This window comes from Pseudosporangium ferrugineum (genome assembly GCF_003002065.1).
Classification (GTDB): domain Bacteria; phylum Actinomycetota; class Actinomycetes; order Mycobacteriales; family Micromonosporaceae; genus Actinoplanes; species Actinoplanes ferrugineus_A.
Genome location: NZ_PVZG01000021.1, coordinates 93,511 through 113,604 on the forward strand (window position 1 = coordinate 93,511; position 20,094 = coordinate 113,604).

23 protein-coding genes and 1 riboswitch are annotated in these 20,094 nt (G+C 71.8%); of the genes, 11 read left to right on the forward strand and 12 right to left on the reverse strand.

Annotated elements, in window-relative coordinates; genetic code table 11:
• Window positions 1-33: 33 nt before the first annotated feature.
• From CLV70_RS32215 to CLV70_RS32225, 3 genes are all read right to left on the reverse strand, one after another.
• A complete protein-coding gene (locus CLV70_RS32215) occupies window positions 34-963 on the reverse strand; it encodes a C40 family peptidase (protein ID WP_106130400.1) in 930 nt (309 codons plus the stop codon).
• Window positions 964-1,005: 42 nt separating this feature from the next.
• Window positions 1,006-1,132, reverse strand: a riboswitch (cyclic di-AMP (ydaO/yuaA leader).
• A 219-nt stretch (window positions 1,133-1,351) separates the two neighbouring features.
• Window positions 1,352-1,681, reverse strand: a complete 330-nt coding sequence (locus CLV70_RS32220; RefSeq protein ID WP_106130401.1) for a DUF3817 domain-containing protein — start codon at window positions 1,679-1,681, stop codon at window positions 1,352-1,354.
• Window positions 1,682-1,692: 11 nt separating this feature from the next.
• Window positions 1,693-2,124, reverse strand: coding sequence for a hypothetical protein (locus tag CLV70_RS32225; RefSeq protein ID WP_106130402.1), 432 nt, complete (start codon window positions 2,122-2,124; stop codon window positions 1,693-1,695).
• Window positions 2,125-2,235: 111 nt separating this feature from the next.
• Between CLV70_RS32225 and CLV70_RS32230 the strand changes: the two genes are divergently transcribed.
• Window positions 2,236-2,481, forward strand: a complete 246-nt coding sequence (locus tag CLV70_RS32230) for a DUF6158 family protein (RefSeq protein WP_106130403.1) — start codon at window positions 2,236-2,238, stop codon at window positions 2,479-2,481.
• 10 nt (window positions 2,482-2,491) lie between these two features.
• The gene (locus CLV70_RS32235) at window positions 2,492-3,022 is read left to right on the forward strand and encodes a DUF1360 domain-containing protein (protein WP_106130404.1); all 531 of its coding nucleotides are present in this window, start codon (window positions 2,492-2,494) and stop codon (window positions 3,020-3,022) included.
• Window positions 3,023-3,069: 47 nt separating this feature from the next.
• Here the strand turns inward: CLV70_RS32235 and CLV70_RS39935 are convergent, their stop codons facing one another.
• On the reverse strand, window positions 3,070-3,261 hold the full coding sequence (locus tag CLV70_RS39935; RefSeq protein WP_158277869.1) for a hypothetical protein: 192 nt from the start codon (window positions 3,259-3,261) through the stop codon (window positions 3,070-3,072).
• A 300-nt stretch (window positions 3,262-3,561) separates the two neighbouring features.
• Here CLV70_RS39935 and CLV70_RS32245 point away from each other — a divergent pair, with 300 nt between their 5' ends.
• Both CLV70_RS32245 and CLV70_RS32250 read left to right on the forward strand, forming a co-directional pair.
• The gene (locus CLV70_RS32245) at window positions 3,562-3,765 is read left to right on the forward strand and encodes a hypothetical protein (protein ID WP_106130423.1); all 204 of its coding nucleotides are present in this window, start codon (window positions 3,562-3,564) and stop codon (window positions 3,763-3,765) included.
• Between the two features lie 47 nt (window positions 3,766-3,812).
• The gene (locus CLV70_RS32250; RefSeq protein ID WP_106130406.1) at window positions 3,813-4,805 is read left to right on the forward strand and encodes a GAF and ANTAR domain-containing protein; all 993 of its coding nucleotides are present in this window, start codon (window positions 3,813-3,815) and stop codon (window positions 4,803-4,805) included.
• Between the two features lie 3 nt (window positions 4,806-4,808).
• Here CLV70_RS32250 and CLV70_RS32255 read toward each other — a convergent pair whose 3' ends face one another.
• From CLV70_RS32255 to CLV70_RS32275, 5 genes are all read right to left on the reverse strand, one after another.
• Entirely contained in the window at window positions 4,809-5,111 is a 303-nt protein-coding gene (locus tag CLV70_RS32255; protein ID WP_106130407.1) for an antibiotic biosynthesis monooxygenase family protein, read from the reverse strand.
• Between the two features lie 54 nt (window positions 5,112-5,165).
• Window positions 5,166-6,818 (reverse strand): MDR family MFS transporter, encoded by a 1,653-nt coding sequence (locus tag CLV70_RS32260; protein ID WP_106130408.1) that lies wholly within the window; start codon window positions 6,816-6,818, stop codon window positions 5,166-5,168.
• The gene (locus CLV70_RS32265) at window positions 6,815-7,300 is read right to left on the reverse strand and encodes a MarR family winged helix-turn-helix transcriptional regulator (RefSeq protein ID WP_245908591.1); all 486 of its coding nucleotides are present in this window, start codon (window positions 7,298-7,300) and stop codon (window positions 6,815-6,817) included. The genes CLV70_RS32260 and CLV70_RS32265 overlap by 4 nt, the downstream gene beginning before the upstream one ends.
• Before the next feature lie 61 nt (window positions 7,301-7,361).
• The gene (locus tag CLV70_RS32270; protein ID WP_106130409.1) at window positions 7,362-7,979 is read right to left on the reverse strand and encodes a class I SAM-dependent methyltransferase; all 618 of its coding nucleotides are present in this window, start codon (window positions 7,977-7,979) and stop codon (window positions 7,362-7,364) included.
• Window positions 7,980-8,175: 196 nt separating this feature from the next.
• A complete protein-coding gene (locus CLV70_RS32275; RefSeq protein WP_106130410.1) occupies window positions 8,176-8,853 on the reverse strand; it encodes an AfsR/SARP family transcriptional regulator in 678 nt (225 codons plus the stop codon).
• 240 nt (window positions 8,854-9,093) lie between these two features.
• On the opposite strand from CLV70_RS32275, the gene CLV70_RS32280 reads away from it, so the two are divergent.
• Together CLV70_RS32280 and CLV70_RS32285 are read left to right on the forward strand one after the other, a co-directional pair.
• Window positions 9,094-9,756, forward strand: coding sequence for a response regulator (locus tag CLV70_RS32280; protein ID WP_106130411.1), 663 nt, complete (start codon window positions 9,094-9,096; stop codon window positions 9,754-9,756).
• Window positions 9,757-9,889: 133 nt separating this feature from the next.
• The gene (locus CLV70_RS32285) at window positions 9,890-11,329 is read left to right on the forward strand and encodes a hypothetical protein (protein WP_158277870.1); all 1,440 of its coding nucleotides are present in this window, start codon (window positions 9,890-9,892) and stop codon (window positions 11,327-11,329) included.
• Window positions 11,330-11,348: 19 nt separating this feature from the next.
• Here the strand turns inward: CLV70_RS32285 and serA are convergent, their stop codons facing one another.
• Window positions 11,349-12,563, reverse strand: a complete 1,215-nt coding sequence (serA, locus tag CLV70_RS32290) for a phosphoglycerate dehydrogenase (protein ID WP_106130413.1) — start codon at window positions 12,561-12,563, stop codon at window positions 11,349-11,351.
• Window positions 12,564-12,801: 238 nt separating this feature from the next.
• On the opposite strand from serA, the gene CLV70_RS32295 reads away from it, so the two are divergent.
• From CLV70_RS32295 to CLV70_RS32310, 4 genes are all read left to right on the forward strand, one after another.
• The gene (locus CLV70_RS32295; protein ID WP_106130414.1) at window positions 12,802-13,779 is read left to right on the forward strand and encodes an ATP-binding cassette domain-containing protein; all 978 of its coding nucleotides are present in this window, start codon (window positions 12,802-12,804) and stop codon (window positions 13,777-13,779) included.
• Complete coding sequence (locus tag CLV70_RS32300; protein WP_106130415.1) at window positions 13,776-14,621, forward strand: ABC transporter permease; 846 nt, start codon at window positions 13,776-13,778, stop codon at window positions 14,619-14,621. Before CLV70_RS32295 ends, CLV70_RS32300 begins: the two co-directional genes overlap by 4 nt.
• A gap of 1,285 nt (window positions 14,622-15,906) precedes the next feature.
• Window positions 15,907-16,911 (forward strand): hypothetical protein, encoded by a 1,005-nt coding sequence (locus CLV70_RS32305; RefSeq protein WP_106130416.1) that lies wholly within the window; start codon window positions 15,907-15,909, stop codon window positions 16,909-16,911.
• A gap of 51 nt (window positions 16,912-16,962) precedes the next feature.
• Window positions 16,963-17,658 (forward strand): 2OG-Fe dioxygenase family protein, encoded by a 696-nt coding sequence (locus CLV70_RS32310; RefSeq protein WP_158277871.1) that lies wholly within the window; start codon window positions 16,963-16,965, stop codon window positions 17,656-17,658.
• Window positions 17,659-17,702: 44 nt separating this feature from the next.
• Here the strand turns inward: CLV70_RS32310 and CLV70_RS32315 are convergent, their stop codons facing one another.
• Both CLV70_RS32315 and CLV70_RS32320 read right to left on the reverse strand, forming a co-directional pair.
• A complete protein-coding gene (locus CLV70_RS32315) occupies window positions 17,703-18,779 on the reverse strand; it encodes a neprosin family prolyl endopeptidase (protein ID WP_158277872.1) in 1,077 nt (358 codons plus the stop codon).
• A gap of 172 nt (window positions 18,780-18,951) precedes the next feature.
• Window positions 18,952-19,656: a DUF998 domain-containing protein gene (locus CLV70_RS32320; RefSeq protein WP_211303972.1), complete on the reverse strand. Its 705-nt coding sequence runs from the start codon at window positions 19,654-19,656 to the stop codon at window positions 18,952-18,954.
• 121 nt (window positions 19,657-19,777) lie between these two features.
• On the opposite strand from CLV70_RS32320, the gene CLV70_RS32325 reads away from it, so the two are divergent.
• A partial coding sequence (locus CLV70_RS32325) for an AfsR/SARP family transcriptional regulator (RefSeq protein ID WP_211303973.1) occupies window positions 19,778-20,094 on the forward strand: 317 nt, incomplete at its 3' end.

Sequence of the window (20,094 nt, forward strand, 5' to 3'; positions counted from 1 at the left end):
GAGGGGGCGCCGGCCTCAGCGGTGCGGTGGTGCTCAGGTCACCCGGCCGTAGCCGTACGGGGTCATGATGTCGATCGAGCGATGCTTCACCGGCTCACCGGCCCGCGAGGCGTCGATGATCATGCCGCCGCCGACGTACAGGCCGACGTGCTTGAGACTTCGGTAGAACACCAGGTCGCCGGCCTTCAGCTGGCCGCGGGTGATCCGGCGGGTCGCGCTGTACTGTGCCGCGGCGTTGTGCGGCAGGGACTTGCCCGCCTGGCGCCACGCGGCCGAGGTCAGGCCGGAGCAGTCGTACGTGTTCGGACCGTCGGCGCCGAACTCGTACATCTTGCCGACCTGGTTGAAGGCGAACCGGACCGCGACGCCGGCGTTGCCTGCCACCGACGGGATGTCACCGGTGTAGCGCGAGCCGGACTCGGTGGCCCGGCCGTACGCCGCGCGGCGCAGGGCGTACAGATCCTCGAGATCGCCTTCGATCTTCTTCTTGCGGGCGGCGAGCTCCCTGACCTCGGCGGCCTGCTTGTCCTGCGTCGCCTTCAGCGCGGCCTGACGCTGGGTGTAGTTCTGCGTCGTGGCCGTGTAGTTGCTGATCTCGCGCTGACGGTTGCGGGACAGCTGCTCGAGGATGGACATGCGGTCCATCAGGTTGTTGCTGCCCTCGAGAATGACGTTCATCGTGCCGACCTTGCCGGTCTTGTACGCCGATGCCGCGATGATGTCCATCTGCGCGCCGGCGACCTTGAGGGCCTCCTTCGCGGGCCCGATCGACGCGGCGAGCTTCTTCTCGTCGTCCTTCGTCTTCTTCAGGCCGATCTTCATCTTGTTGTACGACTCGACGACGTCTTCCAGCTGGTTGGACGCCTTCTCGATCTTCTTGTTGAGCTCACTGGACGACGGCGCGGCGTGTGCCGCCGGCGCGACAGTGCCGGTGATCGCGATCGCCAGGGCGGCGACCACCATGGTGCGGAGCCTCGTACGGGCGTGTGGCAACGGAACGTGGCCTTTCTTCCGCTGGGCCGCCTACCGGGTTAGCTGACGGATTCGGGCGGGAAGAAGGCCCTACCGCTTGCGCGGATTCACCCCGATGCTGCTTCGGTGGTTCCCCGGTTCGCCGAGGCGGTCGCGGAGATCCCGGGGGGATGGGATCGCCGTTTCCGCCGTCGTGATTCGGCGGCGCTGGCCGGCGCCACGTGAGGGTGTGTGGCTGCGGACCGGACCAACCGCATCAACTTATCGGCGATCTCGATTAACACAAGGGGCGGAAGAGTGACTTGCGCCAATTGTCACATTAATGGGAATGATCCCGATAACGGAACGCAATTCACCGGGTTCGCAGCGTGACGACTTCCTATTTCTCCGCCATTGCGGCCGTGGTGTCCATCGACCGGACGGCCCACTTGTGCGTCACCACGCGCTCGGCCCAGAAGGAGAAGAAGGGAATCGTGCCCGCGAGCATCACGAGCAGCATCCGGCCCAGCGGCCAGCCGGCGCGGCGGCTCAGGTCGAAGGTGGCCACCAGGTAGACCATGTAGAGGAACCCGTGGAACGGCCCGACCGCGGCCACCACCGAGTCGTTGTCACCGGCGTACTTCAGTGGCATGCCCACCAGCACGAGCACGATGAGGATCACGCCGACGATCCAGGCGATGATCCGGTAGCGGGTGAGGGCTCCCTGCACGATCCACGTCCTTACTGCTTGGTGCTGCTCTGGCGTCCGGGGTAGTCGCCGGGCCGGGCGCCGGGGTGGGCGTTGAGCCAGGCGAGATAGTCGTTGTAGGCGTCCAGCTCCGGGTCGTCGGCGGGCGCGGCCGGGGAGGACGACTGCACGCGTACGGGGCGGCGCACGGTCACGGGTGCCGAGGTGCCGGGCTCCGGCTCCGGGGCGGGCTCCGGCGTCTCCTGCCGCGCCCGGCCGCTCCTGAGCTCCTGCTGCACCTCGCGGAACCACAGGAACACGACGAAGAGCGCGAACACCGGCCACTCGAAGGTGTAGCCCCAGCTGAGGGTGTTGCCGCCGGTGGCCCGGCTGAACTGCCACCAGCCCAGCCCGAGAAAGCCGGCGACGAGCACGAGCGCGACCACATGACGGGCGATCCACGCCGGGGTCCACAGCGCTCTCATGCGTCGAGCGTACCGGGGGCGGATCGGTGCACCTCGGCGCCGGTGGCGCGGCGGGTTTGACGGCAGGCGGGCCGGGCAACCGTTGCGGGAAGCACCGAGAAGGGAGAGACCATGAGTGACCCCGAGGTCGACGACCGCGTCGGCTCCGAGACGGGCATCGACCCCGCCGGTCTTGCCGACGAGGACCTGCTCCGCGAGCTCGGCAGCCTGCACCGGACGCGGCTGCAGACCCTGCGGCACGGCCCCGACGCGGCGCTCGCCAACCACCTGCGGCGTACGGCGGAACTGGAGACCGAGTACCTCGCCCGGCATCCCGGCCGCGAGATCGACCCGCACCGCCTCACCCAGGACTTCTGAGAGGATCTCGATGACCTCCCCGGTACGCGGCCGGCTGGACCGGCTGCGGCGGCAGTACGCGCCCCACGAGCACCGGCCTCTGGAGGGGTACGCGGCCACGATGGGCGCGTTCGGCGCGCTCGCCGGCAGCCTCGCCGTTGCCGCGAAGCTGACGGGCCGTACGGTCCCCGAGCGGCCGGCCACCGCCGACGTGGTGCTCATCTCGATCGCCACGCACAAGCTGAGCCGGCTGATCGCCAAGGACTCCATCACGAGCCCGCTGCGGGCGCCGTTCACCCGTTACGCCGAGCCCGGCGGCAGCGGGGAGCTCAACGAGGAGGTACGCGACGAGGGCAGCCCGCTGCGCCACTCGATCGGCGAGCTGGTGAGCTGCCCGTTCTGCCTGGCGGTCTGGGTGGCCACCGGGCTGACCAGCGGCCTGGTGTTCGCGCCGAAGCTGACCCGGCTGGCCGCCACGGTGTTCACGGCGGTGGCCGCCTCGGACTTCCTGCAGATGGCGTACTCGCTGGCCAAGGAGGCCGCGGAGGGCAGACCCGAGTAGCGCAGAGCCCCGGCACGACGCTGTGCCGGGGCTTCGCCGTGCTCGGCTCAGGGCGGGCCGTCGCCTTCCATGCCGGACCAGCCGCGCGGGCTCTCCTGCTCGCCGCTGTCACGGTCGTCGACGACGGCGGGGTCCACGGCGGTGTCGGCGTGCTCGCCCGCGAAGTCGCTGTCGCCGTCCGGGGTGCCGTCGCTGTCGCCGATCGCGGGCAGGCGTTCGTTCTGCTGATCGTCACTCACGGCCTTCGACTACCCGGCCGCGGCCCGGGCAAACGGTGTGGTCCAAGTCACATATGCTCACGGAATGGGTCCGGGGGGCCGACGGTTGAGGACAGATGTCGGTGTGCCCAGTGTCCCCGGGCCTCACCCTTTGCCTTCGCGGAATACCGTCCGGCTGGAGCCGCGTTGAGCCTTTCGCCGCGAGGCGACCTGCACACCGGCACCTACGTGACGTCGCTCCCGGCTCCGGCCGGGGGCGACGTTTCCGTTCGGGGCCCCGCCGCCGTTTTCGGCCCCCGTCGCGGCGGGTACACCACCCGCATGACTGATGATCGCGTGCAGAGCCGGGCCGCTGACCTGCTGCCGGAGGAGCGCAGCGCGGGAAGCGCCGACCCGCGGCTTCAGGCCGAGGCGATCCTGGCCGAGTCGGACGAGCGGGAGGAAACGCCGGGCGCCGCGCCGGGCACATTCCTGGAACACCGCGCCTCGGGCGAGACGGTCACGCCCGGGGACGGCACCCGATAGAGGACACCCCTTTCGTGTTCACGGATCGGCATGGCAATATCGGGCAAATGTCTGCCCCGCAGCGGCGCGCCCGGCGACGTCTGGCGTCGCGTCTCACCGCGCCGGCGACCGACCCGTCCCCGGCCGACCCGTCCCTCCTCGGCGGAACGCCCGAGGCGGCCGACTCTCTGCTGGGGGCCCCGGCGCGTGGTGGTGCCGAGGCGGCCGTCTCGGTCGCCCCGCTGCCGCCGGAGCCGGGCCGCGCACCCCAGGACGGGGAGCTCGCCCCGCGGCGGCGCCGGCGGCGTCGCAACGGCCGGCGGGGGCGGGGCGGCACGCGCCCGAGCGTCCCGGCCCGGGGTGGCCGCGCGGCGGAGCCCGCCGGACCGCATCCCGTCGAGGTCGCGGGGCTGCTGCACGAGCTGACCGAACGGCTGCTCGGCGCCGACGACGTCCGGCAGGCCCTCGACCGGCTCGCCGCCTTCGCCTCCGGCGCCATCCCGGGCACGCTGCGCTGCTCGGTCTCGCTGATCGGCGAGGGCGGGCCACCCACGATGGCCGCGTCCGGCGTGCAGGCGGCGGCGGTCGACGATCTTCAGTACGCGACGGGCGAGGGCCCCGGCCTCGACGCGGCCCGGACGCGTACCGTCGTCACGGTCCACGACCTGGCCGCCGACGAGCGCTGGCCGGAGCTGACCGAGCAGGCCGGCCTCGACGGGGTGCACGGCGTCGCCGCCATCCCGCTCGACGTCCAGCGGTCGGCGGTCGGCGCGATCACCTTCTTCACCGGCCGGCCCGGCGGCGTCGACCCGGAGGTGCTGCTGACCGCCATGGCGGTGGCCAACCAGGCCGAACTCCTCCTCGGCGAGGTGCACCGGCGCGCAGGGCTGCGCGAGGGCGCCACCGTCGACCGGGCGGCCGGCGTGATCATCGCCCAGCGCGGCTGCGGCGTCCGGGAGGCCTACGACGTGCTGCGGGACACGTCGCAGCGGCTGGGCCTGCCCCGCGAGGTGGTCGCGGAACGCCTGATCGCCGCGGCGGCCCGCAACGCCGACGCCTGACCGTCAGCGGGAGACCTGCTGGACGACCTCGAACTCGAGGAGGTCGGCACCCTTGGCCACCGGGCGGGCGCGCTCGCCCGAGTGGGCCGCCCGGCCGGCGCCGGACGACCACGCCTGGAAGTCCTCCTCGGTCTCCCAGCGGGTGTAGACGAAGTAGCGGGTCTCCCCGGCCACCGGCCTGAGCAGCTCGAAGCCGAGGAAGCCGGGGGCGTTCTCCACCGCGCCCAGCCGGGCGGCGAAACGCTTCTCCAGCTCGGGGCCCGCGCCCTCGGGGACGTCGATCGCGTTGATCTTCACTACTGGCATACGACAAAGGGTACGAGCGCGTGCTGCGCCCGTACCCTTTGCGGTCGTTCTTTGTCAGTGCGCGGCCGGCGGACCGGCGGCAGCGGAGGAAGCCGCGGCGTCCTCGGCCCGCTGTTGCTGGGCCGAGCGCTGGGACAGCGGAATCTCCGGCAGGAAGAAGACCACCACGAGGCCGACCAGCATGACCGCGAGCGCCAGCAGGTAGACGACGTGGATGCCGTCGGCGAAGCCCACCTTGAACGGGTGCGCCAGCGCCTCGGGCAGCTTGTTGATGAAGGACGTGTCGCTCAGGTCGCCCCCGCCGCTCTGCGGCGGCGGCTGGACCTGCGCGTCCACGTACGCGTTCCGGATCTTGCCGGGGAGCACGTTGAAGAGCACGGACAGGAAGATCGCCGTGCCGAGCGTGCCGCCCATCGATCGGAAGAACGTCACCGAGCTGGTGGCCACGCCGATCTCCCGGGGCGACACCGCGTTCTGCACCGCCGTGATCATCGGCTGCATGTTGCCGCCCAGGCCCAGGCCCATCAGCACCATGATCAACATGGTCCGCCAGAGCGGGGTGTCGGCGCCGACGAGGGCGAACAGGGCCAGCGACGCCGCCATCAGGATGCTGCCGATGATCGGGAAGATCCGGTAGCGGCCGGTACGCGCGATGAGCTGACCGGCGGTGATCGAGCCGGCCATGATGCCCACCACGAACGGGATCATCTGCAGGCCCGCCACGGTCGGCGAGCTGCCCTTGACGATCTGCAGGTACAGCGGGACGGTCATCAGGCCGCCGAACATCGCCATGCCCAGGATGGTGCTGGAGATCGAGCCGACGGCGACCGTACGGTTGCCGAAGAGCCGGAGCGGCAGCAGCGCCTCGTCCTTGTACGCCCGCTCGGCCAGCACGAACGCCACCAGCCCGACCGCGCCGATCACGTAGCAGGCGATCGCCCGGCCGGAGCCCCAGCCCCAGTCGCGGCCCTGCTCGGCGACGGTCAGCAGCGGCACCAGGCCGACCACGAGCGCCAGCGCGCCGGGCCAGTCGATGCGGTGGTCGGTGCGCTGGTGCGGCAGGTGCAGGACGCGGGCGACCACGATCATCGCCGCGATGCCGATCGGCACGTTCAGGTAGAACACCCAGCGCCAGCCGTCGACCCACAGGATGGTGTCGGCGCCGGCGAAGAAGCCGCCGAGGATCGGGCCGATGACGCTGGCCGTACCGAAGACCGCCAGGAAGAAGCCCTGGTACTTGGCGCGCTCGCGGGGCGGGACGATGTCGCCGATGATCGCCAGCGCCAGCGACATGAGGCCGCCGGCGCCGATGCCCTGGATCGCGCGGAAGGCCGCCAGCTCGTACATGTTCTGCGAGAGGCCGCAGAGGATCGAGCCGAGGATGAAGACGGCGATCGCGAACAGGAAGAACGGCCGGCGCCCGTAGATGTCGGAGAGCTTGCCGTAGAGCGGGGTGGAGATCGTCGAGGTGATGAGGAACGCCGTCGTCGCCCACGCCTGGAGGTTGAAGCCGTTGAGGTCGTCCGCGATCGTACGGGTCGCCGTCGCCATGATGGTCTGGTCCAGCGCGGCCAGGAACATGCCCATCATCAGGCCGATCAGCACCGTGATGATCTGCCGATGGGTGAAGTCCGCGGAGGCCGGGGCGCCCTTCGCGCCGGCTCCCTGCCCGGCCGCCGCCGGTGCGGTGGTGCTGGAGTTGGTCACGCGTTCTCCCGTGCTGCTACGGCTGGGTCGTGGCGCAGGCGCGTCTCGACGGAGCTGTTGAATTCTTCGAAGAGGTCGGCGAACGCGCGGACGCGCTCGGCCGGCCAGTGGCTCAGCGTCTCGCTGAGCAGGGCGTGCCGCATGTCGTGCAGGCGGCCGCAGGCGGCGAGGCCGGCATCGGTGACGGCCAGCCGCGACGCCCGGCCGTCGGCCGGGTCCGCCTCCCGGCGGGCGAGGCCGGCCTTGACCAGCTGCGCCGCCTGCCGGCTGATGGTGGACGGGTCGGCGCCCTTGACCTCGGCCAGGTCGGTGACCCGCATCGGGCCGAGGTGGCGGAGCGGGAACAGCAGCATCAGGGCGGAGAACTCGGCACCGAGATCTCCCGCGTTGAGCATGCTCTTGGCCCGCGTCCCCAGGCGGAAGAACCGCAGAAGTTCGTCGGCCAGCCGCCCGGTCGCGTCCCCGCTGTCCTGCTTCGTCACGCACCCACCTCCCGTCGAGATGCGTGCAGCCTACAACTTGTTGGTTGGTGAACGCATTTCCCTATCGTGTGACGCGCATCTCCCACACCGCGGTGACCAGGGTTTCCGCGTCCTCCAGGGCGGCCGGGACGGGCACGGTGTATTCCGCGCGGCGGACGAAGAGCCGCTCCGGGAAATACCCGCGGCCGGGGTCGCCAACCAGGATCGACGACCCCGAAGCGGCGGCCCGGCGCAGCGCGGCGGTCATGTGATCGGCGACGCTGCGGGTGTAGAACACGTCCCCGGCGAGGATCACGTCGGCCGGCCCCGCCTCGGTCAGGTCCGCGGCTCGCGCCCGGACGGTCACCCCGTTGGCGGCGGCGTTCCGACCGGTGGCCCGCGCCGCCGCGGGATCCAGGTCCACCGCCTCCACGCTCGCGGCGCCCGCCCGGGCGGCGGCGATGGCGGCCACGCCCGAGCCGGACGCCACGTCGAGCACGTGCTTGCCCGCGACGGTCTCCGGGTGGTCCAGGACGTAGCGGGCGAGGGCCTGGCCGCCGGCCCAGACGAAGGCCCAGAACGGCGGCGGCGTGTCGCTGCGGAACTCGCCGCCGGTGGCGTCGAACAACCCCGTGCCGCCCTCGGCGAGGTGCAGGGAGATCTCCGGAGCGAGGGGTACGGGAAGCAGCGCGGTATGCACCGGCCGATTCTTGTCCCCGCCTCGGCCGGGGCGCTTCCGAATTAGCCCAGCCGAGCGGCGAATTCCGGGCCGACGTGATGAGACTCACCCGCCGCGTCGGACCGTCTTCCGCAGCCGTCCGGTGAGCGGCCTGGCCGGTGGTGCCGGGCGGCGGTCCGGTGAGCGGCCTGGTTGGTGGTGTCGGGCGGCGGTCCGGTCAGGCGGCGAACTCCACGTCGGCGTGTTGGGGGGCGGTGTCGAGGGCGTGCCGGGCGGCGTCCGCGACGGCCCGGAGGTGGGCACGGGAGTTCGCCGGGTCGCCGGGCCCGCCGAGGCCCAGGGCCTGCTCGGCGGTGCGCAACGCCGTCCGTGCGTCACCGACGGTGAGGGCGTGCCGGGCCGCGTCGAGCAGGGCCTCCACCAGGCGCCGGCGGTAGTGCTCGCGGGCGGCGGTCACCCAGGGCGCGGGCTCGGCGTCCGCCAGCAGCGGGTGGGCGGCGAGGTGCGCGGCGGCGGTGAGCGGGGGCAGGGCGCGGCTCGCCGTACGGCCGGAGGCGACGGCCAGCAGCTCGTCGAAGCGGGCGACGTCGACGCGTACCCGATCGGGCACCAGGGCGTAACCGTGGGTGGTCGTGGCGATCACCGAGTCGCGTTCCGGCCCGCCGGGATCGAGGCGATGGCGCAAAAGGGACAGATGACCCTCCACCGTGGCCTCGGCGCGGGCCGGCGTGCGCCCGGTCCACAGCAGTCCGGGCAGCTCCGACGTCCGCACCTCGCCGTGCAGGGCGAGCAGGGCCAGGATCTGCCGTGGCTCGGCGCCACCGAGATCGGGGCCGGAAAGGCGCACACCGCGCGTGCGGACCTCGAGACGACCGAAGAGCTGGATTTCGTACATGGCGTAACACCCTGGCGTGAGTGCGCCCGGCGAACAAGCCACCGCCACGGTGGTTGGCACCCCGAAAGCAAGGGGTAGGTTCCACCGAAGATACGAGTTATGGCGACCGCTCGGCCTCATCCGCGCGGCGGGCGGCCAGCGCGATCGGTTTGGCTCGGATGTGCTGTCAGACTGTTGGTACGCCTTGGCTTCGCGCGGGGGACACATAGACTTCCAGCGCTGGCGGATCAGGAGGCGTGAATGGTGAGCGAGGCGATCACGGTGCTCGTGGTGGACGGGCATCAGACGTTCGCCGAGCTGCTCGGTGTGGCGCTTGCCGGGCAGCCCGAGCTGAACTACGTCGGACATGCGCGCACGGGTGAGCAGGCGATCCGCATGGTCCAAGAGGTACGCCCGGACGTCGTGCTGCTCGATCCGGACCTTCCGGACTCGGACGGCATCGCCATCGCGGAGCTGCTGCGGCACCGCCAGCCCGACACCCGTTTCGTGATCCTCACGGCGAACAACGAGTCCGCCCTGGTCGGCCGCGCGACGGCGGCCGGCGCGTCGGGCTTCCTGTCGAAGAACGGCCCGCTCGGCGACGTCATGAACGCGATCCGCACCGCCCACGGCGGCGGCATGACCGTGTCGACCGACATCCTCGCCCGCCTGCTGCGCAGCACCGCGCCCGTGGTCGGTCCCCGGGCCGGCGGGCTCACCGCCCGCGAGCACGAGGTGCTGGTCCTGATGGGCTCCGGGCTCGACCCGCGGGCCATCGCCCGGCGGCTCGGCATCAGCGTGCACACCTGCCGCGGCTACGTGAAGGCCGTGCTGGGCAAACTCGGCGCGCACAGCCAGCTGGAGGCGGTCGCGGTCGCCACCCGCAGGGGCCTGCTCCGCCCCGACGGTCATAACGCAGAGTAATTCACGTCTTCACTCATCCGCTAAGCCGCGGGATCCGTACCACTCCCCGGAAAGCCGGGTCCGATCCCGGTGCCGGGCGCGGGTTGGAGGGCTTCGCGTGGACCGATCATTCGGAAATTCGTCCGATGTGTCCGTGGCGTTGGCAGACCTGCCGGCCGACTCCGGCGCAGGTTGGGCCAACCGGGACCAGGAATCGCTCTACCGCCGGCCCGCCGCCGACCCGGCCCCGGCCCGTCGCCCGCCCGTGGCAGATCCGCTCCGTGACGAGTTAGAGGACAACATGGCCGACTCCGGGAGCTGGAACGCTTTCGCCGCACCTTCCGCGGGCAGGGGGCAGCCCGCACCCGAGCCCGAGTTCGGACCCGCGCCGCCGGCCACGTCCGGGCGTACGGCGTTCGGAGTGAGCGCCGGACCGATCAGTGGGAACTGGCGCGACGGACGTCCGACCTCCGGAGCGCCGGCCGCCCCGCAGTCCGCCCCGCCCGACCTGCCGCTTCCGGTGCGCAGCCAGGGCCGGCCCACCCCCGCGCCGGACCCCGATGCCGGGTATCCGCCCCTGCCGGCCGACCCCCGGTGGGACGACGGCTACCCCGCGCAACCGTCCGATCAGGACCGATGGATGGACGAGCCCCCGCCGGTGCGCTCGGTGCGCCCGGCGTCCGTGCTCGAACGCTCCCGCGGCACCCACTTGGCGCGGCCCACGTACGAGGACGACCACATCGGGGACGTGCTCGACGGGCCGGGACGCGAGATCCGGCCGCACCGGGCGCCCCGGCATCCCGCCGCACCCGTCCCGGCCGCCGGGATGCCGGCCGAGCCGCGCCGCGGCCGGGGCGTCATGGTCGCCGGGGTCGCCCTCACCGCCGCCGTCCTGTTCGGCGGCACTGTCGCGGGCGTCGCCTACTTCGCCGGCCCCGACAAGAACCTCACGTCCGTCCTCGAGCTGGGGGTGGGCAAGGGCGGCGAGCGTACGGCGGTCGCCCCGATCGAGGGCCGCACGGCCGCCGCCTTCGAGCTGGTCAGCGCGGTGAACCGGGTGACCGTACGCACCGAGGACCTCGGCGACGACCTCTACCGGATGACCACGGCGGGTGACTCCGGCGTGCTCCCGAAGCCGGTCCTCGAGCAGGACCGGGTACGCCTCCAGCTGACCGGGGACGGCAGCGGCGGCACCGCGGAGGTGGAGGTCGTCCTCAACGCGAAGGTCATGTGGACGCTGCGCTTCTCCGGGGCGGCCGACGAGCAGATCGTCAACCTGCGGTCCGGCAAGGTGGGCGGCATCGACGTCGCGGGCGGCGCCCGGCGTACGGCGATCCAGCTGCCCGAGGCGGCCGGGACCGTGCCGCTGAGGGTGACCGGCGCGGTGGACGAGCTGGCCATGACCTCGCCGGCCGGCAACCCGGTCCGGGTGCAGGTGAAGGGCGGCGCCAAGACCGTCGCGGCCGGGGCGCGGACGCTGCGCGACGTGCCGCCGGGATCGACGGTGACGCCCAAGGGGTGGGCCACCAACGACCGCTACGACGTCGAGGCCGACTCCCGGGTGACCCTGCTGTCGATCGAGACCGCAGAGTAGGGCCACCCGGGCCGGGTCGTCAGGACAGGACGCGCAGCCGCACCGTCTGGCTCATGGCGCGGAGCTGGTCGAGCACGTCCTCGCTGTAGCTGCCGCTGATGTCGGTGATCAGGTAGCCGTACTCGCCGCGGGTGCTGAGCAGCTGACCCTCGACGTTGACACTGTGCTCGGCCAGGATGCTGTTCACCTGGGCCAGCACGCCCGGCATGTTCTTGTGCACGTGGATGATGCGGCTCATCCCGCTCTGCGCCGGCAGGGCGATGCTGGGCAGGTTCACGCTCAGCGTGGTGTTGCCCTCCTGCACGAAGTGGGTGAGCTTGTTCGCCACGAAGTCGCCGATGTCCGACTGCGCCTCCTCGGTGGAGCCGCCGATGTGCGGGGTCAGGATCACGTTCGGCAGCCCGCGCAGCTCGGAGACGAACTCGTCGCCGCGGCCCTTCGGCTCCTTCGGGAACACGTCCACGGCCGCGCCGGTGAGGTGGCCGCTGGTCAGCGCCTCGCGCAGGGCGACGTGGTCGACCACGATGCCGCGCGACAGGTTCAGGAAGATCGCGCCGGGACGCATCCTGGCGAACTGCTCGGCGCCGAAGAAGCCGGCGTTGCCCGGGCGGCCGTCGACGTGCAGGGTCACCACGTCGACCGACTCGAGCAGCTCGTCGAGGGAGCCGCACCGCTGGGCGTTGCCGAGCGCGAGCTTGTCGGCGGTGTCGTAGAAGGACACGTGCATGCCGAGGTTCTCCGCGAGCACCGAGAGCTGGGTGCCGATGTTGCCGTACCCGACGATGCCGAGCCGCCGGCCGCGGACCTCGTGGCTGCCGTGCGCCGCCTTGTCCCAGACGCCCTGGTGCATCAGCTCGTTCTTCTCGGTCAGCCGGCGGGTCATCGCGATGATCTCGGCGAGGGCCAGCTCGACGACCGAGCGGGTGTTCGAGAACGGCGCGTTGAAGACCGCGATGCCGGCCTGCGAGGCGGCGGCGAGGTCGATCTGGTCGGTGCCGATGCAGAACGCGCCGATGGCGACGAGGCTGTCGGCCGCCTCCAGCGCCTTGGCGGTGACCTGGGTCTTGGAGCGGATGCCGAGCAGGTGTACGCCCGGGATGCGCTCGATGAGCTCGACCTCGTCGAGGGCGTTGCGGACGGACTCGACCTGGTAACCCTCTGCCTCGAGCCGGGACACCGCGTCGGGGTGGATGCTCTCGAGCAGCAGAACTCGTACCTTGGCTTGGTCGATCATCACTTTCCGTTTCTTTGGGGGGTCGATCGTCCGGGCCGCCACGCCGAAGCCCAGCTCACAGGCGTCCCAGCCTAATGCCCCGGATTGCCCGGACCCGGCGGGTGTGCCGGAGGTCCCACCAGCCGGTCAGCCCGCGCCGGCGGAGTTCAGCTGGGAGGATCCTGGGTGATCGGCCGTACCGGGGAAAATGTCACACCCTTGCGGCAAGATGCGTCCATGCCCGGCGGAGGGACATGAGATGAGTGCACCGGCCATCGAGACGAACGGTCTCGTCAAGACTTTCAAGGACAACCGCGCGGTCGACGGCGTGGACCTGACCGTGCCGCCCGGCACCGTGTACGGGCTGCTCGGCCCGAACGGCGCGGGCAAGACGACCGTCGTGCGCATGCTCGCGACCCTGCTGAGACCCGACGGCGGCGAGGCCCGGGTCTTCGGCCACGACGTGGTGCGCGAGGCCGACACGGTCCGCTCCCGGGTCAGCCTCACCGGCCAGTACGCCTCCGTCGACGAGGACCTCACCGGCACGGAGAACCTCGTGCTCCTCGCCCGGCTGCTGGGCCACGGCAAGCGGGCCGCCCGCGACCGCGCCGCCCAGCTGCTCGAGGCGTTCGGGCTGACCGAGGCGGCGGCCCGCCAGGTGAAGAAGTATTCCGGCGGCATGCGGCGGCGCATCGACATCGCGGCCAGCATCCTCAACACGCCCGACCTGCTGTTCCTGGACGAGCCGACGACCGGCCTCGACCCGCGCAGCCGCAACCAGGTGTGGGACATCATCCGGGTGGTGGTCGCGCACGGCACCACGGTCCTGCTCACCACGCAATATCTGGACGAGGCGGACCGGCTGGCGGGCCGGATCGCGGTGATCGACCACGGCAGGGTGATCGCCGAGGGCACGCCGGGCTCGCTCAAGGCGTCGATCGGGTCGGGCACGGTCCACGTACGACTCCGCGACGGCGCGCAGCGACCCGAGGCGGTGCGGTTGCTGGCGGCGGTGCTCGGCACGGACGTGCAGACCGAGGCGGACCCGGTGGCCCTGACCGCACGCGCCGGCGTCGAGGGCTCCGACCGCGGCGCCGCCGAGCAGGCGTCCCGCGCCCTCGCCGCGCTGGCCGAGGCGGGCATCGTGGTCGACGACTTCTCCCTCGGCCAGCCCAGCCTCGACGAGGTGTTCCTGGCCCTGACCGACCGCCCGATCCCCGAGGAGGTGCCCGCATGACCGCCACGACGGAGGCCACCGCCGCGGCTTCCATGCCGTCCGCGGAGACGCTGGGAGCCGTGCTCACCCGCGAGGAACGCCCCCGCCGGCCGAGCGCCCTCGCCGCGTCCCTGACCTTCGGCTGGCGCGCCATGCTGAAGATCAAGCACGTCCCCGAGCAGCTCTTCGACGTGACCGCGTTCCCGATCATCATGACGCTGATGTTCACGTACCTCTTCGGCGGCGCGCTGGCCGGCTCCACCCGCGACTACCTGCAGTTCCTGCTTCCCGGCATCATGGTCACCAGCGTCGTGATGATCACCATGTACACCGGCGTGGGCCTCAACACGGACATCGAGAAGGGCGTCTTCGACCGCTTCCGCACCCTCCCGGTGTGGCGCCCCGCAGCCCTGGTCGGCATGATCCTCGGCGACGTCCTCCGCTACGTCCTTGCCGCGACGACCATCATGCTGGTCGGCCTGATCCTCGGTTTCCGCCCCGCCGGCGGCGTCCTCGGCGTCCTCGCGGGCATCGGCCTGCTCGTCCTCTTCTCGTTCGCCTTCTCCTGGATCTGGACGATGTTCGGCCTGTTCCTCAGGTCGGAGAAATCGGTGATGGGCGTGAGCATGCTGGTGCTCTTCCCCCTCACGTTCCTGAGCAACGTCTTCGTCGACCCGGGCACGATGCCGGGCTGGCTGCAAGCCTTCGTCAAGGTCAACCCCATCACCCACGTGGTGGCGGCGGTCCGCTCCCTGATGGCCGGCGACCGCAACACCACCGAGACGATCTGGGTCCTCGCGGCCAGCGCCGTCCTGGTCCTGATCTTCGGCCCCCTCACAATGCGCCTCTACAACCGCAAGTAGACCCGGACCGCCCGCCGCCCGCCCGCCCGGCGCCCGCCGCCCGCCCGCCCGGCGCCCGCCCGGCGCCCGCCCGGCGCCCGGCCGGAGGTTTCGCCACGCCCCGCAGACCGGGCCGATCGCGCGCCGCCCGCACCCCGGCGAACGAGCCGTCCCAGACCCGGATCGGTGAACGGCTCGTTTTGGGCCCGGACCGGTGAACGGGCCGTCTTGGGCCCGGATCGGTGAACGGCGCGTCCGGCGCGGTTCAGGGCTCGGCCGCCGGACCTTGCCCGTGGCCGGGGCCTCGGGCCGCGGCGACCGGCCCGCTCCGGTCGTCGAGCTCGCCGACCGGCCTGCTCCAGCCAGCGAGCTCGCCGGCGGACCCGCGACCGGGCGACCGTGCCCGCGACCGTGCCCGCGCCCGTGCCCGCGCCCGTGCCCGCTACCGCGCCCGCGACCGTGACCGCGAAAGAGCCGCGCCGCCTCGGGCATGGCGAGCAATTTGCCGGTCACCGGGTCCGTGTCGGCTGCGCGGCGTGCCGTGCTGCGCCGGCTACCGGGCTGGCGTCGGTCGCGTGCGGCGGGCTGTGCCGGGCGGCTGCGGCGCGACCTGCTGTTCCCGGTCGCGATGCGGACGTTCTACGACCCCGAGAAGTTGAGGGGCTGGATGTACCCGCTACGCGATCGGGTGGGAGCGTCCGGTGCGGGTGGGGATGAGCGCCGGAAAGTGTCGGGGGTGGTCGATAGCGTCGGGGGATGCGGGAAGAGATCAGCGAAGCTGTTGTCGATTGGCGGCGTCGGTTGCGGGACCGACGAAACGGTGCGGCGGCGGGCCGGTGCCGCGGAGGCGCGGGCGCAGCGCCGGCGTCGCAGGCGGCACGGGCTGGCCGACCGGCACGCGGCCCGGCTCGCTCGGGGGAGGCCGGACCGGCACCCGTTCGCGCCCGATCCGGAGTGCTCGGAATGAGTGCGGCCCGGAGCCCCGCGCCGGGGCCCGGTCGGGCCGCCCCTGCGCCGGAGCCAGGCTGAGCCGCGCCTGCGCTGGCGTCCGGTTGGGTCGCGCCCGCGCTGGCGTCCGGTTGGGTCCCGCCTGCGCCGGAGCCAGGCTGAGCCGCGCCCGTGCCGGCGCCCGGTTGGGTCGCGCCCGCGTCGGTGCCCGGTCGGGCCGCCCTCGCGCCAGGGCCGGGCCGAGCCGCGTCGGCGCCGAGGACCGGCTGGGTCGCGCCGGCGCCTGCGGGGAGGTGCTGGCGCAATCTTGCCCGTTGCTGACACTGTGGACGCCGGGATGCGACCTTGGGGAGGCCGGTTGAACGCGCGCAACAACCAGTGGGTGGTCCCCGGTCTGCTGCTCGGTGTCTCGGTCGTCTCCTATCTCACGCTCTACACGCTGCGGGAGACCGCGAAGTTGCAGACCCACCTGCCGGTTCTGGACCGGATCTGGTCGGACGTGACCACGACGGTTCTCCTGGCCGGCATCGTCCTCGCCACCTGGGAACGCTCGTCGCGGCGGGACATGGAGCGGTTCGTTCGCCGGCTCTCGCAGGAGCAGCGGGAGATCTCCGAGCGGATGCTGGAGAGCGTGCTTGAGCGCGGCAGCGTGCGGGCCCTGCTGGCCGAGAAGATCACCGAGCCGGTGTTCCTCTCGATCCAGCGGCAGATCATCGACGTGCCGGTGGTGAACCGGGACTACCGGCTCAACCTCAAGATTCATCGGCTGCCCGAGGCGCCGGAGTTCGTCAGCATCAAGATTTTCGAGCGCTACCGGCTGTGCAACACCTCGCCCGAGTCGCGGGTGCTGGATCTGCATTGCATGTCGGACTTCAACTACGAGGACCGGTTTCCCGGGTACGGGCGCCTTACCGAGGTCCGCCTCCAGCCCAACCGCCTCCGTGACCGCCTGCGGGCCGACGGCGTGGGCTCGGACGACGACCAGACGCTCGACGAGGAGAAGCTCGCCCGGTACGCGGAACGCCTCGGCAGCGCGATCGAGTATCACATCCCCACGCCCCGGGTGGATCCCGGCGACGAGATCATGATCATGGTGCGGCGGACGAAGATCCAGCGCAGCAACGACGTCAACTTCTGGCGGGCGCTGCAGGCCACCGAGAGCGTCGAGCTGGACATCGAGCACGACGAGCAACTGGAGGTCTCCGCGTTCCAGTCGGCGCCGTGGCGGGCGTTCAGCAAACAGGTGCACAGCGACCGGACCCAGAGCATCTGGACCATGGCGTACGCGATCCTCCCGCACCAGGGCTTCGACATCTCCTGGCGCGTGCGCGAACCCGGCGACGGGGCGCCCGAAACCGTCTGACCTCGGCGGACGCCGTACTATGGGAAGATCCGCTGTGGAGGCGACACGATCGTGATTTCAGCACGGCACCTGATCAGCACCGACCTCGCCGAACGCGGCTTCTGCCTCCTGCGAGGACCCGAACTCGTGCTCGGCCCCGGCGAGCGGGCGGCCCTGTCCGAGCTCGCCGCCGCATGGGACGACCTGCCCGCCGACCCCTACCTCGCGGAGCCGCACCGCTACCGGTTCCGGCGGCACGCGCGCTACCGCTTCGCCGGCGGTGAGCTGGTGCGGCAGCCCGACGGGCCGTATTACCAGTCGGCGGAGGACAACCGGCTCTTCGGCGGCACGGAGCGTACGTTCGCGCCCGTGACGCCCGAGGCCGGCAGCAACCCGTTCCTGGCGGAACTGCTGCGGTTCAACATCGGCCAGCTTCCGGCGTCGGCGACCGGCTGGGACGTCAACATCCATCTGGTACGCATCGTGGGCTCCCGCGACGTCGTCGGCGAACCCGTGCCCGAGGGCGTCCACCGCGACGGCTTCGCGTACGTCTCCATGCACCTGATGAAGCGCGAGAACGTGGTCGGCGGCGAGACGGAGGTCCGCGGCGAGGACGGCTCCCACCTGCTCAAGGGCGTCCTGGAGCAGCCGCTCGACTCGTTGTACCTCGACGATCGGGCGCTGTTGCACTACACGTCGCCGATCTCGCCGGCGGACGCCGAGCCGGCCCACCGCGACATGCTGCTCGTCAGCTACGACCGGAATTGAGAAGGCCCGGCGGGGAGATCCGCCGGGCCCTCGTCACGCTGTGCTCAGCAGTTGTCGCCGGGGCCGCCGTAGCGGACGTTGAGGACCGGCTCGGTGGGGTCGGTCTCGTCCTTCAGTGCCGCCTTGGCGGTGTAGAAACCGCTGGTGGCGAAGACCTCGGCGTTCACCGGCGGGCCGGCGGTCAGGGCCAGGTTGCCGAGCACGGAGGCCTTCTCGTCCTTGGCGTGCCGGCCGTTGCCCATGTCGGTGCAGGGCGACGCGTCGTCGCCGGTCACCTCGCCGAACCACTGCACGAGGCCGGCCTTGGTGTACCGCCCCTCCCACAGCTCGTCGAGGAAGTAGCCGACCCACTCCGAGTCGTACGCGACCCACCAGCGGTTGTTGTAGTGCTGGATGCCGAAACGCTTGGTGGCGCCGACCGGGAGCACGTCGCCGGGCTTGACGGTCTTGCTGATCTGGGTGAAACCGCACTTGTTGTAGCAGCTGCGCGTGCGGTCCTTCCAGTAGTAGACGAAGAGGTGCGGTTCATTGTCCTTGTTCGTCTTCGGGTCGACCGTCCAGCCCACCTCGACGATCTGGTTGCTGTCGGCCGACTGCACCGCCAGCTCGGCGAGGGTGTGGTACTCGCCCGGCTGCACGACGGGCTTGTGCACGGTGAGGTCCACCCAGCCGCCGTCGGTCTCGCCGGTCTGCCGCCCGCCCGCGTAGTAGTACCACCACTTGGTGTCGGCGGCGTCCGCCACGCCCGCCGGGGCGGGCGGCGCACCCTGCCGCAGCTTGCCGATCCGCTCCTGCTTGAGGCTGCCGGCTCCGGCGAACCGGCCCTTCGGGGCGTACAGGGCGGTGGGGGTGGTGGAGGAATCCTCGGGGGCGGCGTCCGCGCCGGCGGCCTTGAGGGCGGCACCGCTCGCGCCGATCTTGCCGCGCTTGATCGGGGAGGGGCGCTCACCCCAGGGCAGCAGCGGGGGCGCGGCCGCCGGGTCCTCCGCCGGGTTCTCGGCGACGACCGGGGCCGACGGGGTCTCCGCGGCGTCCGCGCCCATGGTCCAGACGACACCCATGGAACCGGCCACTGCTGCGGCCAGGCCGGCGGCCAGCAGACCGCGGTGAGCTTTCGACACGTGTCCGTCCCTCGTTCTTCGAGCCCCGTTGGTCGAGCACCCGGAAGGAGATCCGGCGCGCGCCGCCGACCATATAACGAGGTCGATGGGCATGGACGTGGCCGAGCGCCCAGCGATTCCGGCCGAACGGCCGAGTCCGAGCGCGGATTTCGCTGTTTCGGCGGCCGTCGTATCAGGACGGTTGGGGCATGCCGGGATCAAGGGAGCCGACCCGGTGGCCCGCTCGGCGCAGGGCCGCGCCCAGGCCGATCAAGCCGATCATGATCGGGTAGACGGCGCCGCGTTCGCACAGGCCGACGAGCACGTTCGCCCCGGTGGAGACGGCGGCCATGAAGGCGACCAGCCCGACGAAGCCGAAGATCCCCAGCCCGGTGAGCGCCCGGCCCCACCCGCGCGGGATCCCGAGGAGCCGGTGCGCCCTGCCGAGCAGGATCAGCAGGACGTTCCCGCTGATGAAGGCCGCGAAGGCGCCCAGGCCGTGGTAGTCGGCCGTACCGTCCTCAAGGGCCTCGCCGGAGCCGGGGAAGAGCCCCACCAGGATGACGCCCACCGTCAGCAGCGCCGCCGTCGCGGTCAGTGGCACGCGCCGCCGGCCCGGCAGCCCCCGCAGGGTGGCGATGCCGGCGAAAGCGACGATCCCGAAGAGGATGAAGCCCGCGTTCATCACCCACGCCAGGGGCGAGTACATGTACTGCCCGAACCCCGTCGAAGGGCCGTGCACCCCGAGATTGCTGATGTAGTGGTACGTGTAGCTGTACGGCGGATCGGTCCACGCCGCGGCGGCGATGAACTCGGCCGCGAAGTAGATGCCTCCGCTGGCCAGGAGGGCCGCCACCGTGGCGCGGCGCTGCGGGACCGGGGTCGAGGTGTCGTTCAAGGTCTTCTCCTCACGCGTTCTGACCAGCGAAGACTGAGCCGGGCCGCACACACGGGACAAACACGGCGCTGACACGGGCCGCCGATTTGGGTCCGGCGGGGGAGCGCGCGAAGATCGTGGGATGGCTGGGAGGGGACCGCTTCGCGTCACGCTGCTCGGCGCGTTCGAGGTGTCCCGCGGCGGCGACGTCCTGCCCGTGGCGGGTGCGCGCTTGCAGGCCCTGCTCGTGCGGCTCGCGCTCGCCGGTGGCCGCGCGGTCGAGCCGTCAGCGCTGGTCGACGCGATCTGGCCGGAGGAGCCGCCGGCCGGTGCCGGTCCCGCCCTGCAGACCCTCGTGTCCCGCCTGCGCCGGGCGCTCGGCTCGGCCGACGACGTCACCCAGGTCGCGGGCGGCTACCGGCTGAACGTGGACCCCGCCGACGTCGACGCCCTGCGCTT